The organism is Geodermatophilus sp. SYSU D01106 (genome assembly GCF_054049995.1).
This window is the reverse complement of record NZ_JBJGYM010000004.1, coordinates 86,044-104,027: the sequence shown is the minus strand read 5'-3', so window position 1 is coordinate 104,027 and position 17,984 is coordinate 86,044. Positions and strand designations below refer to the sequence as shown.

15 protein-coding genes are annotated in these 17,984 nt (G+C 76.7%); 6 read left to right on the top strand and 9 right to left on the bottom strand.

Features of this window, described 5'->3' with window-relative positions; genetic code table 11:
* Nucleotides 1-49 precede the first annotated feature (49 nt).
* From ACI78R_RS05905 to ACI78R_RS05890, 4 genes are all read left to right on the top strand, one after another.
* Nucleotides 50-472, top strand: coding sequence for an RDD family protein (locus tag ACI78R_RS05905; protein ID WP_336029882.1), 423 nt, complete (start codon nt 50-52; stop codon nt 470-472).
* On the top strand, nt 469-966 hold the full coding sequence (locus ACI78R_RS05900) for a GNAT family N-acetyltransferase (protein WP_457039963.1): 498 nt from the start codon (nt 469-471) through the stop codon (nt 964-966). Before ACI78R_RS05905 ends, ACI78R_RS05900 begins: the two co-directional genes overlap by 4 nt.
* 61 nt (nt 967-1,027) lie before the next feature.
* Entirely contained in the window at nt 1,028-2,758 is a 1,731-nt protein-coding gene (locus tag ACI78R_RS05895) for an MFS transporter (protein WP_457039962.1), read from the top strand.
* An 8-nt stretch (nt 2,759-2,766) separates the two neighbouring features.
* Nucleotides 2,767-3,474: a DUF2652 domain-containing protein gene (locus ACI78R_RS05890; RefSeq protein ID WP_457039961.1), complete on the top strand. Its 708-nt coding sequence runs from the start codon at nt 2,767-2,769 to the stop codon at nt 3,472-3,474.
* Nucleotides 3,475-3,551: 77 nt separating this feature from the next.
* Here ACI78R_RS05890 and ACI78R_RS05885 read toward each other — a convergent pair whose 3' ends face one another.
* From ACI78R_RS05885 to ACI78R_RS05870, 4 genes are all read right to left on the bottom strand, one after another.
* Nucleotides 3,552-4,442 (bottom strand): DUF4191 domain-containing protein, encoded by an 891-nt coding sequence (locus tag ACI78R_RS05885; RefSeq protein ID WP_457039960.1) that lies wholly within the window; start codon nt 4,440-4,442, stop codon nt 3,552-3,554.
* 62 nt (nt 4,443-4,504) lie between these two features.
* Nucleotides 4,505-5,479 carry a lipoyl synthase gene (gene lipA, locus ACI78R_RS05880; RefSeq protein WP_073422333.1) on the bottom strand — a complete coding sequence of 325 codons (975 nt, stop codon included), beginning with the start codon at nt 5,477-5,479 and terminating at the stop codon, nt 4,505-4,507.
* Between the two features lie 102 nt (nt 5,480-5,581).
* Nucleotides 5,582-6,655: a hypothetical protein gene (locus ACI78R_RS05875; protein ID WP_457039959.1), complete on the bottom strand. Its 1,074-nt coding sequence runs from the start codon at nt 6,653-6,655 to the stop codon at nt 5,582-5,584.
* 77 nt (nt 6,656-6,732) lie between these two features.
* Nucleotides 6,733-8,949 (bottom strand): putative bifunctional diguanylate cyclase/phosphodiesterase, encoded by a 2,217-nt coding sequence (locus tag ACI78R_RS05870; RefSeq protein WP_457039958.1) that lies wholly within the window; start codon nt 8,947-8,949, stop codon nt 6,733-6,735.
* 275 nt (nt 8,950-9,224) lie between these two features.
* Here ACI78R_RS05870 and leuS point away from each other — a divergent pair, with 275 nt between their 5' ends.
* Nucleotides 9,225-12,140: a leucine--tRNA ligase gene (gene leuS, locus ACI78R_RS05865; RefSeq protein ID WP_457039957.1), complete on the top strand. Its 2,916-nt coding sequence runs from the start codon at nt 9,225-9,227 to the stop codon at nt 12,138-12,140.
* Nucleotides 12,141-12,195: 55 nt separating this feature from the next.
* Here the strand turns inward: leuS and ACI78R_RS05860 are convergent, their stop codons facing one another.
* The 4 genes from ACI78R_RS05860 to ACI78R_RS05845 are packed head-to-tail and all read right to left on the bottom strand — an operon-like array spanning nt 12,196 to nt 15,248.
* Nucleotides 12,196-12,582 carry a PPOX class F420-dependent oxidoreductase gene (locus tag ACI78R_RS05860; protein ID WP_457039956.1) on the bottom strand — a complete coding sequence of 129 codons (387 nt, stop codon included), beginning with the start codon at nt 12,580-12,582 and terminating at the stop codon, nt 12,196-12,198.
* A gap of 5 nt (nt 12,583-12,587) precedes the next feature.
* On the bottom strand, nt 12,588-13,247 hold the full coding sequence (lipB, locus tag ACI78R_RS05855) for a lipoyl(octanoyl) transferase LipB (protein ID WP_457039955.1): 660 nt from the start codon (nt 13,245-13,247) through the stop codon (nt 12,588-12,590).
* A gap of 22 nt (nt 13,248-13,269) precedes the next feature.
* Entirely contained in the window at nt 13,270-14,004 is a 735-nt protein-coding gene (locus tag ACI78R_RS05850; RefSeq protein WP_457039954.1) for a Type 1 glutamine amidotransferase-like domain-containing protein, read from the bottom strand.
* Nucleotides 14,004-15,248: an NAD(P)/FAD-dependent oxidoreductase gene (locus ACI78R_RS05845; protein ID WP_457039953.1), complete on the bottom strand. Its 1,245-nt coding sequence runs from the start codon at nt 15,246-15,248 to the stop codon at nt 14,004-14,006. Before ACI78R_RS05845 ends, ACI78R_RS05850 begins: the two co-directional genes overlap by 1 nt.
* Before the next feature lie 118 nt (nt 15,249-15,366).
* Between ACI78R_RS05845 and ACI78R_RS05840 the strand changes: the two genes are divergently transcribed.
* Nucleotides 15,367-17,019 carry a serine/threonine-protein kinase gene (locus ACI78R_RS05840; protein WP_457039952.1) on the top strand — a complete coding sequence of 551 codons (1,653 nt, stop codon included), beginning with the start codon at nt 15,367-15,369 and terminating at the stop codon, nt 17,017-17,019.
* Nucleotides 17,020-17,024: 5 nt separating this feature from the next.
* Here ACI78R_RS05840 and ACI78R_RS05835 read toward each other — a convergent pair whose 3' ends face one another.
* Entirely contained in the window at nt 17,025-17,936 is a 912-nt protein-coding gene (locus tag ACI78R_RS05835; protein WP_457039951.1) for a TIGR01777 family oxidoreductase, read from the bottom strand.
* Nucleotides 17,937-17,984: the final 48 nt, after the last annotated feature.

Here is a 17,984-nt window from a genome sequence, read left to right as displayed (position 1 = left end):
ACTCCCCGCGGCGGGCGGGCCGACGGCGGTCGGGTCCTACGCTGAGAGCATGGTCAGGGACGCGCAGCCACCCTCTCAGGAGCGACGGCGGGGCGCCTCTCTGGGCCTCCCCGCCGAGGGGCCCGGGTCCCTGGCCGGCTTCGGCACCCGGGTGCTCGCCTTCCTCGTCGACGCGTTCCTCTCCGCCGTCGTCGCCGGGTTCTTCACCGCGCCGGACCTGCCGGGCAACTGGAGCCTGCTGTCCCTGGCCGTGGTGTACGTCGTCTTCCTCGTCGCGATCGGCCAGACGCCGGGCATGCGGCTGCTCGGGCTGCGCCTGGCCCACCCCCGGCCGGCGTCGCGGCTGGCCCCGTGGCGGGCGGTCGTGCGCACCGGGCTGCTGTTCCTGCTCGTGCCGGCGCTCGTCGTCGACGCCGACGGCCGCGGCCTGCACGACCGGCTCACCGACACCGCCGTCGTCCGCGACAGGTGATCGTCCGCCGCGAGCGGCCCGCCGACTCCGAGGCCGTCGCGGCCGTGCACCGGGCGGCCTTCCCGACCGACGTCGAGGCGCGGCTCACCGACGAGCTGCGCGAGGACGTGGGCTTCCTGCCACACCTGTCGCTGGTCGCCGTCGACGGCGACGACGTGGTGGGGCACGTGATCGCCACCCGCGGGTGGGTCGAGCCGCACGGCGCCCCGGCGCTCGGACTCGGCCCGCTCGGCGTGCGGCCGGAGGCGCAGGGCCGCGGCGTCGGGACGGTGCTCGTGCACGCGCTGGTCGCGGTGGCCGAGGCGGCGGGGGAGCGGCTGGTCGCGCTGCTCGGCGACCCGGCCTACTACGCCCGGATGGGCTTCGTGCCCGCCGCGGACCTCGGGGTGGCGGCGCCGGACCCCGCGTGGGGCGCGCACTTCCAGGCCCGCGTGCTCACCGACCCCTGGCCGCGCGGGACCTTCCGCTACGCCGCCCCCTTCGACCGCCTCTGACCTCCTCCACCGGACGCCGGCGGAGCGGTATCGGCGGCCCCGGCGGCGCTAGCGTCCCGCCATGGCGCAGGGGAGCGGCCGGGTCGGGCAGGCCGCAGCCGCCTTCGCCGCCAACGCGCGCAACCCCGCCCTGCGCCGGGCGCAGCTGAGCTTCCTCGGGGCCTGGACCGCCGAGTGGGCGTTCACCGTGGGGCTCGGGATCGTGGCCTACCGCGACGGCGGGGCGACGGCGGTCGGGCTGGTCGGGCTGCTGCGGATGGTGCCCTCCGCCGTCCTGACGCCGCTGCTCGCGCCGGTGGCCGACCGCGGCCGCCGGGAGCGGGTGCTGGTCCTGGTGTCGACCGTGCGCGGCGCGGCCACCGCGGGGGCCGCCGTCGTCGTCGGGACGGGCGGCCCGTCAGCGGTCGTCTACGCGCTGGCCGTGGTGTCCACGGTGGCGGCCACGCTGTACCGGCCGGCGCACTCCGCGCTGCTGCCGTCCCTGTGCCGCACCGGGCGCGAGCTGGCCGGCGCGAACGTGGTGCGCGGCCTGCTCGACTCGCTGGCCACCCTGCTCGGCCCGCTGCTGGCCGCGGTGCTGCTCGGCTGGGCCGGGGTGACGGTCGTGTTCGCCGTCTCGGCCGCCGCCTCCGGCTGGGCGGCGCTCCTGCTGGTGCGGCTGCGCTACGAGGCCCCACCGCGACCGCCGGCCCCGGCCGGGGTGCACCTCGTCGGTGAGGCGCTCGCGGGGATCCGGGCCGTCGCCGGCAACGGCGACCTGGCGCTCGTCGTCGGGCTGGCGGCGGCGCAGACCCTCACCCGCGGCGCGCTGACCGTGCTCACCGTGGTGGTCGCCATCGACCTGCTCGGCACCGGGGAGCCCGGCGCCGGGGCGCTCACCGCCGCCATCGGCGCCGGGGCGGTGCTCGGCTCGCTCGCCGCGTCGCTGCTGGTCGGCACGCGCGCGCTGGGCGCCTGGTTCGCTCTCGGCGTCACCCTGTGGGGCCTGCCGGTGACCCTGATCGGCGTGGTCCCCACGGAGACGACGGCGCTGCTGCTGCTCGCCTGCGTCGGGGTGGGCAACGCGCTCATCGACGTCGGCGGCTTCACCCTGCTCGGCCGGACCGCGCCGGACGACGTGCTGGCGCGGGTCTTCGGTGTCCTGGAGAGCCTGGTCGCGCTGGCCATGGGGACCGGCGCGATCGTCGCGGCGCTCGTGGCCGACCGGGCCGGGGTGCGCACCGCCCTGGTCACCATCGGCCTGGTCTGCCCGCTCGCGGCGGCGGCCGCGTGGCGCCGGCTGCGGCGGCTGGACCGCTCGATCGGCGTCCGCGACCGTGACATCGGCCTGCTGCGGTCCGTCGACGTGCTCGGCGTCCTGCCCCTGCCCGCCGTCGAGCAGCTGGCCCGCCACCTGGAGCCGGTGGCCGTCCCTGCCGGCGAGGTCGTCGTCGCGGAGGGCGACGTGGGCGACCGGTACTACGTCATCGAGTCGGGGACGGCCGCGGTCACCGGGGACGGGCGCACCCTGGCGATGCTCGGCCCGGGGCAGGGCTTCGGCGAGATCGCGCTGCTGCGCAGCACCCGTCGCACGGCCACCGTCCGCGCCCTCAGTGACCTGCGGCTGCAGACGCTGCGCCCGGAGCGCTTCGTCGCGGCCGTCCTCGGCTACCCGCCGAGCGCCCGGCAGGCGGGGACGGCGGTGGACTCGATGCTGCACCGGTACACACCGTCGGACACGACCGGCCGCGGGCCGGTGCCGCCACGAGCGAGGCCGGGCGCGGACCCGTCCGGCCCGCCGGCGGGCCGCTAGCGTGCCGCATGGCCTCCGCCCGGGCTCTGCTGCTGATCGCCGACATCGGTGGCTACACCGAGTACATGAGCACCCACCGGATGAGCCTCGCGCACGCCGAGGTCAACACCGCGCGGCTGCTGGACCGGGTGGTCGACGCCGCCCGGGGCTTCGACCTGGTCGAGATCGAGGGGGACGCCGCCTTCCTCTCGCGCCGCGCCGACGGCCCCGGCGGCGGCCCGCTGGACGCCACCACGCGCGCCGTCGTCGCCATGCACCGCGCGTTCCACGCGGAGCGACGCCACGTCGCGGCGGTGCTGTGCCCGTGCCGGGGCTGCGCCCAGGCGGAGGCGTTGACGCTGAAGTTCGTCGCGCACGTCGGGGAGGTGGCCACCCAGACGATCCGGCAGCGCCGCAAGCTCGTGGGCATCGACGTCATCCAGGTGCACCGGATGCTCAAGAACCCCGTCGACGTCCCGGAGTACGTGCTGCTGTCCGAGGAGCTCTACCGCAGCGGGGACGGCCTGCCGGACGACGCCCACGAGATCGCCCAGGACCTCGAGGGGATCGGCCCGGTGCGGTCGTGGTTCGTCGACGTCGGCGACCTCGCCGGCCCGCCGCCCGAGCTGCCGGCCCCGCCGCTGCGGGCGCGGCTGGGCCGGACGGCCGCCGTCGCGGGGGCCGGGCTGCCGTACATGCTGGGCCTCCGGCGGCGTCGTCCGGCCCTCGCGGTCTGACGGCCGCCGTCTGACGCGCCCCCGAGACGACGGGAGCCCCGCACCGTGCGGTGCAGGGCTCCCTGCCGGACCGGGGGTCAGCGGCGGCGGACCTGCCGCTGGCTGACGGTCATCTGCCGGCCGCCGGGCAGCGGCCCGCCGGGCACCGGCATGCGCGCGCCGCCGAGGGCGGCCAGCCGCCGGCCGAGGGTGTTGACCTCACCAGCGGACAGGTTGCGCGGCAGCTTCATCACGTGGGTGGAGAGCTTGCGCAGCGGGACCTGGCCCTCCTCGTCGCCCACGGTGATGTCGTAGATCGGGGTGTCGCCGACGACACGGGCGATCTTCTTCTTCTCCTGCGCGATGAGCCCGCGGACCCGGGTGGGGGAGCCCTCGCCGACGAGGATCACGCCGGGGCGGCCGAGCACCCGGTGCACGGAGTCCAGCTGCGCGGTGCCGGCGACGCCGGAGGAGACCCGCCAGTCGCCGCGCATGCCCTCGAGCACCCACGCGGCCGCGCCGGGCTGGCCCTCCACCTGGCGGTAGGCCGAGCCCTGCGCCCGCCGGCCGAAGACGATCATCGCGGCGAGCAGGCCCAGGACGATCGCGATCGGCAGGAACAGGAACGGCGCGCCGAACAGGATCGCCACCAGCTCGATCAGGCCGGCCACCACCACGAAGGCGATGAGCATGAACCAGGGGAGCTTCGGGTCGTTCTTCGCCGTCAGCGAGTAGGCCTGCTTGATCATGCGGGCCTGGTTGCCGAACCGCTTGAGCCGGCCGACCTTGGGCTGCCCGTCCTTGCCGAGCTTCGGGGCCTTGGGGGCCTTGCCGGCCTTGCCGGCCTTGGGGGCCTTGCCGGTCCCGGCCGCGCCGACGGCACTGGCCGCGGTGGCACCGCCCGTCGTCCGGCCGCGGGAGCCGGGACCGGTCGCGGCCTTGCCGCGTCCGGACGGCGCGGTGGAGTCTGTGGGCTTGCTGCGTGCCATGTCCCCAGGATAGGGGCGCGCGGGTGCGTCCCCGGTCGGGCGCGGGCGGGGGACCGCGGGATTCAGCCCCGAGGGGTCAGACCGCGGGCCTCCACGGCCTGCTGGTAGAGCCGGCCGGCCCGGTAGGAGCTGCGCACGAGCGGCCCGGCGAGCACGCCCGGGAAGCCGATCTCCTCCGCCTGCTGCTGGAAGCCGACGAACTCGTCGGGCTTGACCCAGCGGACGACGGGGTGGTGCCGGGGCGAGGGGCGCAGGTACTGCGTGATGGTCAGCAGGTCGCAGCCGGCCTCGTGCAGCGCGCGCATGGTCTCGACGACCTCGTGCGGCTCCTCGCCCATGCCGAGGATGAGGTTGGACTTGGTGACCAGGCCGGCCTCGCGCGCGGCGGTGATCACGGCGAGCGAGCGCTCGAACCGGAAGCCGGGGCGGATGCGCTTGAAGATCCGCGGCACCGTCTCGACGTTGTGCGCGAGCACCTCCGGACGGGAGGAGAACACCTCGGCCAGCTGCGCGGGGTCGGCGTTGAAGTCGGGGATGAGCAGCTCGACGCCGCAGCCGGGGACCGCGGCGTGGATCTGCCGCACCGTCTCGGCGTAGAGCCACGCGCCGCCGTCGGGCAGGTCGTCGCGGGCGACGCCGGTGACGGTGGCGTAGCGCAGCTGCATCGCGGCGACGCTCTCGGCCACGCGGCGGGGCTCGTCGGCGTCGAAGTCGGCGGGCTTGCCGGTGTCGATCTGGCAGAAGTCGCAGCGCCGGGTGCACTGGTCACCGCCGATGAGGAAGGTGGCCTCCCGGTCCTCCCAGCACTCGTAGATGTTGGGGCAGCCGGCCTCTTCGCAGACGGTGTGCAGGCCCTCGCGGCGGACCAGCGACTTGAGCTCGGTGTACTCCGGGCCGGTCTTGAGCCGGGTCTTGATCCACTCGGGCTTGCGCTCGATGGGCACCTGGCTGTTGCGCACCTCCAGGCGCAGCAGCTTGCGGCCGGCGGGACCGAGTGGGGACGAGTCGGAGGTGCTGGTCGTCGCCGTCTCGCTCATGATCCCCACGGTACCCCCGGACGCACACCGCCCCCGCGGCCTCGGAGGCGGCGGGGGCGGTGTGCGGAGCGGGTGCCGCGGCGGGTGCTGCGGCGGGTGCCGTCAGGCCATGCCCGGCCCGGCGGGACCGGCGGTCGGCCCCTCCTGCGCGTTGCCGCCGCCGGTGAACGGCTCGGGCGCGGTCTCGGTCGGGTCGGTGGCGCCGGCGTCGTCGTCGCCGGCCACGTTCTGGGCGTCGCGGATGCCCATGTCCGACTCGGGCGGGGCCGAGTCGCCCGCCTCCCACTGGGCGGAGGAGACGGTCTTGCCGGACTGGTCGTTGCTCGGTGCGCTGGGCACGGGGTCCTCTCGGTAGCTCGGCACGGGCCCGTCACCGGCCGGGGCCGGCGTCCACGGGTCCTGCTTCCTGCGGCGCAGGAAGGAGAACGTCGCCGCACCGACGGCGAGGGCCAGGAGCACCCACGGCCAGCGGCGCGACCCCGTGTCACTACCCACGGATCGCTTCGCCTGCGCGACCTTCTTCGCGGACTTCTTCTTCGTCTTCCTCGCGGCCTTCGCCGTGCCGCCGATAAGCTCGGCGCGCCGCTGGTCGAGCTCGCCCAGCGCGGTGCCCACCCCGGCGACGACGGTGTCGCGGGCGCTGCCCAGCGCGGGGACGACGGTGTCGCGGGCCGCGGCCACGCGGGGCGCCACCTCGGCGGCCAGCGCCGTGCGGGTGGCGGACTGCGCGGCCTCGAGCCGGGGCCCGAGGTCGGCGGCGGCCTTCGCGGCGGCGGCGCCCGCGGCGGCCAGCGCCGAGTTGACCGCCGGGCCGGCCGACTCGCGGGCGGCCACGACGCGCGGGGTGAGCGCGTCGACGGCGGCGTCGACCCGCTCGCGCGCCAGCTCCAGCGCGGGCGTCGCAGCGTCGCGGGCGGCCTCCACGCGGGGGGTCAGCGCGTCGACGAGCGCGTCGACGGCGGGGGTGGCGGCGGCGACGGCCGCGGCCACCTTCGGGGCGACGGCCTCACGGGCGGCGTCGAGGACGGGGCCGGTGGCCTCGCGGGCGGCCTCCACGCGGGGGCCCAGCTGCTCCGCGGCGGCCCGGCCGGCCTCGGACACGGCGGCGCCGAGGTGGCTCAGGCTCTCCTGCAGCTCGGCCCCGATGACCTGGCCGTGGGACTGGGAGCGGAACACGGATCGCACCTCCGGGTTGATCGACTCCGGCCATCCTGCACGCTCGGCCGGATCGGCACACCCCGGGGCGGTGCCGCTCAGGGGGCCGCGGTGAGCGGCGCCCGGTCGGCGGCGAGCCAGACCAGCAGGTCCTCGACCGGCATCGGCCGGGCGACGGCGTAGCCCTGCGCGACGTCGCAGCCCAGCGCCGCCAGCCGCCGGGCGGTGGCGCCGTCCTCGACGCCCTCGGCGACCAGCGTCAGCCCGAGGTCGTGGGCGAGGGCGACGGTGTGCCGCACGATCGCCGCGGCGCGCTCGTCGACGTCGACGTCGGAGGTGAGGCTGCGGTCGAGCTTGAGCTCGTCGGCCGGCAGCCGGCGCAGGTAGGCCAGCGAGCTGTAGCCGGTGCCGTAGTCGTCGATCGAGGTGCGCACCCCGAGGCGGCGCAGCTCGCCGAGCACGGTGCGGCCGCGCTCGGGGTCGGCCATGAGGGTGTCCTCGACGAGCTCGAGGGTGAGCGCGGTCGGCGGCAGCCCACGGCGGGCCAGCTTGGCGGCGACCTTGCCGGGCAGGTCGAGGTCGGCGACGTTGGCCGCCGACAGGTTCACCGACACCGGCACGTGGTGCTCGCCCCACCAGCGGGCGACCGCGTCGAGGGAGCGCTCGAGCACGGTGTCGGTGAGCGGGCGCATGAGCCCCGCCTGCTCGGCGGCCGGCAGCACTACGCCGGGGCCGACCAGGCCGCGCTCGGGGTGGTGCCAGCGCAGCAGGGCCTCGACGCCGACCACCCGGCCGTCGTCCATGGCCACCTGCGGCTGCAGGTGGACGTCGAGCTGGTCCTCGACCAGCGCGGTGCGCAGCTCCTCCATCGTGCGCAGCCGCTCGCCGGAGCCGCTGTGCGGGTCGGGCACGTAGACGTGCACGCCGGTGCGCTCGGTCTTCGCCGCGTACATGGCGACGTCGGCGCAGCGCAGCAGCTCCTGGACGTCGTCGGCGGGCACGGGGGCGGTGGAGACGCCGACGCTGACGCCGACGTGCAGCCGGATCCCGTCGACGACGAACGGCTGGCGCAGCAGGTCGTGCACGATGCCGGCCCGCTCGGCGGCGCCGTCGAGGTCGGTGGCGGGCAGCAGGACGGCGAACTCGTCGCCGCCGAGGCGGGCGAGCACGTCGCCGGGGCGCAGGGCCGGGGTCAGCCGCGGGCCGACCTGGCACAGCAGCTGGTCGCCGGCGCCGTGGCCGAGGCTGTCGTTGACCTCCTTGAAGCCGTCGAGGTCGAGCAGCAGCAGCGCGGCCGGGGAGGCGGTGGTGGCGCCGGCGACGACGGTGCGCGCGGTCTCCAGCAGCGCCCGGCGGTTGGGCAGGCCGGTCAGCTCGTCGGTGCGGGCCTCCTGGCGGGCGACGGCGAAGGAGCGGACCTCCCGGAAGGTGACCGCCGTCCGGCCGAGGACGGCGAGCACGCAGCCGACGGCCAGCCAGCCGGCGCTGGCGGGCAGGTGGTCGCCGTAGCCGGCGGCGAGCACGGTGAGCGCGGCCAGCGCCCCGGCCAGCGGCAGCGCGACCAGCCGCCAGGAGATCCGGACGCCGGCGCCCTCCTCGCGCGGCTCGGGGTCGCCGGTGGTGCGCTGCGCGGCGACGCCGGCGCAGAGCACGCCGGCCAGCCAGACCAGTTCCAGCGGCCCGCCGTCGGAGTAGCGGCCGGCGACGCTGAGCAGGAACAGCCCGACGTCGGCGACGCAGATGAGGGCGACCGACGCGCTGACCAGCAGCAGCGTACGGTCCAGGTGCACGCCGAGGATGGCGCCGACCCCGGCGAGCAGGGCCAGCAGCAGCACGTCGGCGGCAGGCCAGGCCAGCTGCAGGTAGGAGACCGTGCCGGCGCCGGTGAGGTAGGGACCGAGCAGGAAGCCGATGCCGACGGCGCCGGTGCCGAGGGCGCCGATGACGCCGTCGAGCCACATGCTCGGCAGGAACCGGCTCACGCGGGCGCGGATGAACACGAACAGCGCCACGTAGAGGAACGCGTAGGCCACCGTCACGCAGGTGTCGCCGACCACCGACGGCGTCGTCCCGGCCTGGCCGGTCTCGATGATGCGGGCGATGTTGCCGACGCTGGCCAGCAGTAGCGTGGTGCCGATGGCGCGCCAGCCGAGGGCCTCGCGCGGGGCGCGGGGGGCGGTCAGCCAGCAGGCGATGCCCGCGGCGACCCAGGCCACGTGGTAGAGCACGACGTCGTAGACGACGTCCCACACCGCTCCGCCCGGCCGCGGGCCGACGCCGGTGGAGAACGCGGCCACGCCGAGGGCCGCGACCACCAGCAGGAGGTCACGGGGATCGGTCCCGGCACGCCGGGGGGAGACCGCGTCAGGGCGCACGAGGACTCCATCGGCGGGTACCGCGCCGACATGCACCCGGGCACCGCCGGTCCGACCCCTCCGGGTGAGTCGCGGCGTCGCGCTAGGCTGGGGGAGTGACCGGCGGGCGCCTGCTTCTCCGGCCGTGCTGACCTGAAGCACCAGTCAGCACGGCGACCCCTCCTGCGTGAGGGGTTTTTTCATGTCCGCCGACGGATGACCCCGGGAGCACCGCGATGAGCCAGACGGCGAGCCAGCCCACCACCGAGCCTGCGGACGAGGGCGTCCCGCCGCACCGCTACACGCCCGCGCTGGCGCAGCGGATCGAGCTGGAGTGGCAGGACAGGTGGGAGCGCGAGGGCACCTTCCACACGCCCAACCCGACGGGCCGGCTGTCCGAGGGCTTCGACCGCGTCGCCGACCGGCCCAAGACCTTCATCATGGACATGTTCCCGTACCCCTCGGGCGCGGGCCTGCACGTCGGGCACCCCCTGGGCTACCTGGGCACCGACGTCACCAGCCGGTTCCGCCGCATGGACGGCGACAACGTGCTGCACCCGATGGGCTACGACGCCTTCGGCCTGCCCGCCGAGCAGTACGCCGTGCAGACCGGGCAGCACCCGCGGATCACCACCGAGGCCAACATCGCGGCGATCCGGGCGCAGCTGCGCCGGCTGGGCGTCGACCACGACGAGCGCCGCACCTTCGCCACGATCGACCCCGGCTACTACCGGTGGACGCAGTGGATCTTCCTGAAGATCTTCGGCGCCTGGTTCGACGAGGAGGCCGGCCGCGCCCGCCCGGTGGAGGAGCTGGTGGCCGAGCTGGACGCCGGCACCCGCTCGCCCGCCCCGGGCACCAACCCGTCGGGCCGGCCGTGGGCGGAGCTGTCCGACGTCGAGAAGCGGCAGGTCGTCGACGCGCACCGGCTGGCCTACCGGCACGAGGCGCCGGTGAACTGGTGCCCGGGCCTGGGCACGGTGCTGTCCAACGAGGAGGTCACGCCCGACGGGCGCTCCGAGCGCGGCAACTTCCCGGTGTTCCGGCGCCCGCTGACCCAGTGGATGATGCGGATCACCGCGTACGCCGAGCGGCTGCTGGCCGACCTGGACCGGCTGGACTGGTCGGACTCGGTCAAGCAGATGCAGCGCAACTGGATCGGCCGGTCGACCGGTGCGCGGATCCGCTTCGCCGTCGGGGCGGCGGGGCGGGCGGACGACTCAGCCGAGACGATCGAGGTGTTCACCACCCGTCCCGACACGCTGTTCGGGGCCACGTACATGGTGCTGGCGCCCGAGCACCCGCTGGTGGAGACGCTCACCGCGCGGGCGTGGCCCGACGGCACCGACCCGCGCTGGACCGGCGGCGCGGCCACCCCGGCCGAGGCGGTGCGCGAGTACCAGCGGCAGGCCTCGCGGCGCTCGGAGCTGGACCGGCAGAACGAGAGCCGGGAGAAGACTGGCGTCTGGCTGGGCGTCACCGCCGTCAACCCGGTGACCGGCCGCGCGCTGCCGGTCTTCATCGCCGACTACGTCCTGACCGGCTACGGCACCGGCGCGATCATGGCCGTGCCGGGCGAGGACACCCGGGACTGGGAGTTCGCCGAGGCCTTCGGCCTGCCCGTCGTCCGCACCGTGCAGCCGCCCGCCGACTTCGACGGCGGCGCGTACACCGGCAGCGGGCCGATGATCAACTCGTCGAACGAGCAGGTCTCGCTGGACGGGCTGACCGACAAGGCCGACGCCATCGCCCGGATGACCGCGTGGCTGGTGTCCGCCGGGCACGGCGAGGCGACGACCACCTACAAGCTGCGCGACTGGCTGTTCAGCCGGCAGCGCTACTGGGGCGAGCCGTTCCCGGTCGTCTACGACGCCGACGGCCTGCCGCGGGCGGTGCCGGAGTCGCTGCTGCCGGTGCTGCTGCCCGAGGTCGACGACTACTCGCCCAAGACCTTCGCCGACGACGACGCCGACTCCGCGCCCGAGCCCCCGCTGTCGCGGGTGGCCGAGTGGACGACGGTCGAGCTGGACCTGGGCGACGGCCTGAAGCCCTACCGCCGCGAGACCAACACGATGCCCAACTGGGCGGGCTCGTGCTGGTACTACCTGCGCTACATCGACCCGGGCGACGACACGCAGATGGTCGACCCGGAGCTGGAGCGCTACTGGATGGGCCCGCGGACGCCCGGCGACGTCGGCGGCGTGGACCTCTACGTCGGCGGCATGGAGCACGCGGTGCTGCACCTGCTGTACGCGCGGTTCTGGCACAAGGTGCTGCACGACCTGGGCTACGTCTCCAGCGAGGAGCCGTTCCGCCGGCTGGTCAACCAGGGCTACATCTCCGCCTACGCCTACACCGACGAGCGCGGCTTCTACGTGCCCGCGGCCGACGTCGTCGAGCAGGACGGGCGCTTCCTCTACGAGGGCAGGCCGGTCAACCGCGAGTACGGCAAGATCGGCAAGTCGCTGAAGAACATGGTCACGCCCGACGAGATGATCGGGGCCTACGGCGCCGACACCTTCCGGGTGTACGAGATGTCCACCGGCCCGCTGGAGCAGTCGCGGCCGTGGGACACCAAGGCGGTCGTCGGCTCGCAGCGGCTGCTGCAGCGGATCTGGCGGGTCGTCGTCGACGAGCAGACCGGCGCCGTCCGGGCCGCCGACGCCGCCCCCGGCGACGACGAGCTGCGGGCGCTGCACAGGGCGATCGCCGGCGTGCGCGACGGCATGGCCACGCTGCGGTTCAACGTCGCGATCGCCCGGGTCGCGGAGCTGACCAACGCGCTGACCGCGGCCTACGGCGCCGACTCGCCGGTGCCGCGGGAGGTGGCCGAGCCGCTGGTGCTGCTGGTGGCGCCGCTGGCGCCGCACCTGGCCGAGGAGCTGTGGGCCCGGCTGGGGCACGCCGACTCGGTGGCGTGGGCGCCGTTCCCGGTCGCCGACGAGCGCTGGCTGGCCGAGGACACCGTGCAGGTGGCCGTGCAGGTCAACGGGAAGGTGCGCGCGCAGGTCGACGTGCCGGCCGACGCCGACGCCGCAGCGCTCGAGGCGGCCGCGCGGGCCGACGAGCGGGTGGCCGCGCAGCTGGCGGACAAGACGGTGCGGCGCGTGATCGCCGTCCCGGGCCGGCTGGTCAACTTCGTCGTCGGCTGACCGTCCGTCCCGCCCGGGCTCCGGCCCGGGCGGGACGGGGCGGGCCGTCCCCGGCTCAGGCGGGGCGGACGCGGATCATCGCGTGTCGCTGGATGCCGGGTCGGGTGACCCGCTGCCAGAGCTTCGAGCTGGCGTAGGAGACCCTCCACTGCCAGCCGTAGCGCCGCGCCAGGGCGGCCCGCGCCTGCCGCCACTCGTGCGGCTCGAGCAGGACGGCGGTGGCCTCGACGGGCTCGCCGGTGGTGCGGCCGCGGACGTCGCACGGCGCCACGGTGACCCGGGCGGTGTGCCGCAGGCGCTTGACCTTGCCGGAGTCGGCGCGGGTGCAGACGACGAGCCGGTCGCCGTCGGGCGCGGCCCACACCGGGGTGGGGACGGCCTCGCCGGTGCGGCGGAACGTGATGAGGTTGACGTAGGTGCTGCTCTGCGGCAGGCCGGCCACGGCGGTCAGACGGCCGGGGCGAGGGTGAGCACGCGGCGCACCGCGTCCTCGACGGCGTCGACGACCTCGGCGACGGGGACGTCGCGGCCGAGCTCCGCGGTGAGCGACGTGACGCCGGCGTCGGCGATGCCGCACGGGACGATGGCGCCGAACGCGCCCAGGTCGGGGTCGCAGTTGAGCGCGAACCCGTGCATGGTCACGCCGCGCGCCACGCGCACGCCGATCGCGGCGATCTTGCGCTCGGGGCGGTGCCGGCTGTCCGGGCCGGGCGGGTCGGCGGCCATCCAGACGCCGCTGCGTCCCTCGACCCGCTGCGTGCTCACGCCGAGGCCGGCGCAGACCTCCATCAGCGCGTCCTCGAGGCGCCGCACGTGCGCGACGACGTCGACCGGGTCGGGCAGGGCGACGATCGGGTAGCCGACCAGCTGGCCGGGCCCGTGCCAGGTGATCTTGCCGCCGCGGTCGACGTCGACGACCGGGGTGCCGTCGAACGGGCGCTCGTGCGGCTCGGTGCGCCGGCCGGCGGTGTAGACCGACGGGTGCTCGAGCAGCAGCAGCGTGTCGGGGCCCTCCCCGGCCACGCGCGCGGCGTGGATCTCGCGCTGGCGTGCCCACGCCTCCTCGTAGGGGACGGTGCCGGCCCGGACGACGCGCAGTTCGGTCACGCCACCCAGCCTATGCCCGCGCTCACCGCAGCCGGCGCGGCTCGACCCGGGTCTCGACGGCACCGCCGTCGGGCCCCCGCTCCACCCGGTAGGCGGCCTTCCCCGGCCGGTCGGCCACGGCCTCCACCAGGTCGGTGCCCCGGTAGACCAGGCCGACGCCGTCGTCGGTGGCGTGCCCGGCCGGAAGCGTGCCGTCGGCCACCAGCCGGTGGTACAGCGGGCGGCGCTGCTCCTCGGAGTCGTGGTGGACGCCGTTGGACGTGGGGATGAGCCCCAGGCCGTTCGTCACCGGGCGCAGGTCGGGGCCGAAGGAGTCGGTGGTGCCGCCGACGTGCCAGCACAGCGACCCCGCCGACACCCCGCCCAGCACGACGCCCGCCTCCCACACCTCGCGGAACACCTCGTCGAGCCCGTGCGCCCGCCACACCGCGAGCAGGTTCGCGACGCTGCCCCCGCCCACCCAGACGACGTCCTGCGCCAGCAGGTGCGCCCGAACGTCGGCGACCGTGGGCATCGGGAAGAGGCTCAGGTGGCTGACCTGCACCCGGCTGCCCGCGAAGGCGCCGTACACGCCGGCCAGGCGCGCCGGGTCGTCGCCGGTGGCGGTGCCGAGCCAGCACAGCCGCGGCCGCTCCGGCGCCCCGGCGAGCTCGGCGGCGAGGTCGAAGACGGGACCGGGCGCCCAGTCGGAGGGACCGCGGCCGCGGGAGTCGAAGCCGATGCTCGTGGCCAGGACGGTCGGTGCGGTGGCGGCCATCAGGCGGCTCCGGCGGTGCCCGGCCGCAGCGCGCGCAGGACGGCGGCGGCGGTGCGGCGGCCGCTGGCCATGGCGCCCTGGATGGACGGGGTGTCGCGGTGGTCGCCGCACACGTACAGCCCGCCGCCGAGGTCGACCGGGCGGAGGTGACGCAACGGCGGCAGGGCGGCGGGCTGGGCGCCGGTCACCGTCACGGTGGTCAGGTGCGCCAGGTCGGCGGCGGCGACGTCGTGCAGCCGGGCCACCTCGTCGCGCACGTCGGCCTCGCGGGTGGGGGCGAGGCTGTTGCTCGCGACGAGGGCCCGCCCGTCGGGGGAGTAGGCGGGCTGCGCGTCGCTGAGTACGACGCTGTTGACCAGCCGCCCGCCCGGGGTGCCCAGGACGATGAGCGGCTCCGTCCAGGGCGAGGACGGCAGCACGTGGTAGTGCGTGGTGACCTGCCGCGGCGCGGACGCCTCGACCGCGGGGACCAGCCGGGTGGCGGTGCCGGGGTCGGTGGCCACGACGACGGCGTCGGCCCGCACCGGACCGGCGTCGCTGGTGACGCCGTCGCCGGTGGCCGCCTCCACTCGGACGCCGGTGTGCACCCGGTCGCTGCCGACCCGGCGGGCGAGCTGCTCACCGATCGCCTGGATGCCCGCCGCGGGCAGCCCGGTGGCGCCGCGGGCGAAGCTCCGCCACAGCAGGTCGAGGTAGCGGCTGGAGGTCTCCAGCCGGTCCTCGAGCAGCACACCGGCGAGGAACGGGCCGAAGAAGCGCTCGAGCGCCGCGGTGCCCACCCCGGCCTGCCGCAGGTGCCCGGCCGCCGAGGTCTCCCGGGCGCCGAGCAGCCGCCGGACCGGCCAGTACCCGGCCCGGGCGGAGAACGCGGCGATGGCCGCCTTCTGCGGCAGCGACCCGATCGGCGCGCGCAGGGTGTCGAGCGCCGCGCCCGGCCGGCGCCGCGGGTCGGCGACCCGGTGCGCCGCGCCGTCCACCCGGACCACCGCGCCGGGCACGAAGTACCCGAGGTCCAGGGCGGGCAGGTCGAGGTCGGCGGCCCGCGGGTAGCCGGTGTTGAACACCTGGAACCCGCGGTCGACCACGAACCCGTCGACCCGCTCGGTGGCCAGCCGCCCCCCGACGTGCGCGGCGGCCTCGAGCACGTGGACGTCGACCCCGGCGGCGGCCAGCCGGGTGGCCACCGACAGGCCGGCCAGGCCCGCGCCGACCACGACGACCTCGGCACGAGCAGGGAGCGGCATGGCCCGAACCTAGGCGCAGCACGGCCGCGGCACCCGTCGGCCGGGCGGGCTGTGGACGGCATCCCGGCCTGTGGACGGCCGGAGCGGGCGGGACGCCGCGGGACCTACCGTCCCGGCCGTGTCCGCGCCTCCCGATGACGAGTGCCCGCTGCCGCCCGTCGTGCCCGGCTACCTGCTCGACCGGCTGCTCGGCCGGGGCGGGTCGGGTGAGGTCTGGCGCGCCCGGCCGCGCGGCGGCGGCCCGCCGGTGGCGGTCAAGGTCCTCGTCGCGGGCGATGCCGCCCGGCAGGCGCGCGAGGCCGCCCTGCTCGGTGCGCTGGACCACCCGCACCTGGTCCGGCTGCACGAGGTGGTGCACCAGCCGCGGCGGGGCGGACCGGCCCGGGTGGCACTCGTCCTCGACCTGCTGGAGGGCGGCAGCCTGGCCGCACTGCTGGCCCGACGTGGGCGGCTGCGGCCCGGGGAGGTCGTCACCGCGCTGGCGCCGGTCGCCGCGGCGCTCGCCCGCGCGCACGAGGACGGAGTGGTGCACGGCGACCTCTCGCCGGGCAACGTCGTCTTCACCGCGGAGGGGCGGCCGGTGCTCACCGACCTCGGTGTGGCCCGGGTGCTCGGCGAGGAGGCGGCCGGGGAGGTCACGCCGGCCTACGTCGACCCGGCGGTCGCCCGCGGGGGTGCACCCGGCCCGGCCTCCGACGTCTTCGGCGTGGCGGCGGCGGCCTTCCACGCCCTCACCGGGGTGCCGCCGTGGAACGCCGCCACCCCGGCCGACACCCTCGACGTCGCGGCGGCGGGGGAGCTGCCCGACCTCGCCGCCCTGGCGCCCGGCTGCCCGCCCGCGCTCCTCGAGGTGGTCGCCCGCGGGCTGTCGGCCGATCCGCACGCCCGGGGCTCGGCCGCCGCGTTCGCCCTCGACCTGCGGCACGCCTGCCGGCCCGAGCCCGTCCGGCTGCCCGCGGCCGGGGTCCCGGACGCCGACCTCGCCGATGCCGGCACGGGGCCGCGCACGGAGCTCACCCACCAGGTGCCCGGCCGGCACCGGCGCCCCGCGCCACGGGAGGTGCCGCCGGCGCGTGGCCGGCGCCGGCCCTCGGCGGCGGTGCTCCGCCGCGCCGCGGCCGCCGTCGGCACGGCGCTGCTCGTCGGCGTCGCCGTCTGGGGCGGCCTGCTGTGGTCGCGGTCCGGACCGGGCGCGGCACCGCTCCCGGCGGAGGCGGCAGCGGCCGCCACGGCCAGCGCACCGGCGACCGCGACGGCGACGGCCGCCCCGGAGCCCGCGCCGGACACGGGTCTCCCGACCCCCGCGCCGGTCTTCCCCGAGCCGGTCCTCCCGGACCCGGAGCCCACTCCGGAGCCCACCCCGGCGCCCGAGGCGACGGACTGGACGGCGGTGCTCGTCGCCCTCTACGACCGCCGCGCGGAGGCCTTCACCACCGGCGACACGGCCCTGCTCGACGGCGTCTACACCGCCGACAGCCCGCTCCTCGCCGCCGACCGCGCCTCCCTCGCCGCGCTGGCCGCGGCCGGCGAGGCGCTGCGCGGCTTCGAGCCGGCCGTCACCGGCGTGGAGGTCGCCGGGCCGCCCGCCGCGGACGGGCAGGTGCGGGTGGGCCTCGTCGACTCCTGGCCGGCCTACACCGTCGTGCCCGCGGCCGACCCCGGCGGTCCGGCCCTGCGCACCGAGCCCGGGCGGGCGCCGGCGGAGGTCGCGATGGTGCTGGTCCCCGGCCCGGAGGGCTGGCGGATCGGCTCGGCGGGGCGGCTGGCGTGAGCCGATCAGCGCCGGGCGAGTGCCTGCTGCAGGGCGGAGGACAGCGTGGCGTGCGTGAAGCGGTACCCGGCGGCCTGCAGCGCGGCCGGGACCGCCCGCTGGCCCGCGAGCACGCTCGACCGGCCGAACTCGCCCAGGCCGGCGCGGATGGCGAACGCCGGCACCGGCAGGACGGCGGGCCGGCGCACGGCGGCGGCCAGTTCCCGGACGAACTCGGCGTTGGGCACCGGCTCGGGCCCGGTCAGGTTGACCGGCCCGCGGACGCCGTCGGCGGTGAGCAGGAACCGGATGGCGCCGATCTCGTCGGCGAGGCCGACCCAGGGCCAGTACTGCCGGCCCGACCCCATCCGCCCGCCCAGGCCGAGGCGGAAGACGGTGCCGAGGATCCGCACGAGCATCGCGCCGCGGTCGATGACCAGGCCCGTCCGCAGGGTCACCACCCGCACGCCGGCGTCCGCGGCCGGGCGGGTGGCGGCCTCCCACTCGACGCAGACGCGGGCGAGGAAGTCGTCCCCGGGCGGCGCCTGCTCGTCGGTGACGCGGTCACCGGTGTCGCCGTAGTAGCCGACCGCCGACGCCGACAGCAGCACCCGCGGCCGCGAGGGGTCCGCGGCGGCCGCGGTGGCCAGCGCCTCGCTGACGGTGGTGGTGCTGTCGACCCGGCTGGCGAGCAGGTCCCGCTTGTAGGACGCGGTGAACGGACGCGGCCGGATCGGCGTGCCGGCCAGGTTGACCACGGCGTCGACGTCGGCCAGAACCGCCGCGTCGATGCGCCGGTGCTGGGGGTCCCAGCGGTGCTCGTCGGCCGTGCGCGGGGTGCGCCGGACCAAACGGATGACCTCGTGGCCGTCCTCGCGCAGGGCGGGGACCAGCGCCGAGCCGATGAGGCCCGAGGCCCCGGTGACAGCGATCTTCATGACGCTCCTCGTCCCCCCTGGCACGGAAGCGGTCGGGCCCCGGCGCGT

Coding starts and splice junctions, on each gene's coding strand:
- ACI78R_RS05905 (WP_336029882.1), top strand. CDS start 50: ATGGTCAGGGACGCGCAGCCACCCTCTCAGGAGCGACGGCGGGGCGCC.
- ACI78R_RS05895 (WP_457039962.1), top strand. CDS start 1,028: ATGGCGCAGGGGAGCGGCCGGGTCGGGCAGGCCGCAGCCGCCTTCGCC.
- ACI78R_RS05890 (WP_457039961.1), top strand. CDS start 2,767: ATGGCCTCCGCCCGGGCTCTGCTGCTGATCGCCGACATCGGTGGCTAC.
- ACI78R_RS05885 (WP_457039960.1), bottom strand. CDS start 4,442: ATGGCACGCAGCAAGCCCACAGACTCCACCGCGCCGTCCGGACGCGGC.
- lipA (WP_073422333.1), bottom strand. CDS start 5,479: ATGAGCGAGACGGCGACGACCAGCACCTCCGACTCGTCCCCACTCGGT.
- leuS (WP_457039957.1), top strand. CDS start 9,225: ATGAGCCAGACGGCGAGCCAGCCCACCACCGAGCCTGCGGACGAGGGC.
- ACI78R_RS05850 (WP_457039954.1), bottom strand. CDS start 14,004: ATGGCCGCCACCGCACCGACCGTCCTGGCCACGAGCATCGGCTTCGAC.
- ACI78R_RS05845 (WP_457039953.1), bottom strand. CDS start 15,248: ATGCCGCTCCCTGCTCGTGCCGAGGTCGTCGTGGTCGGCGCGGGCCTG.
- ACI78R_RS05835 (WP_457039951.1), bottom strand. CDS start 17,936: ATGAAGATCGCTGTCACCGGGGCCTCGGGCCTCATCGGCTCGGCGCTG.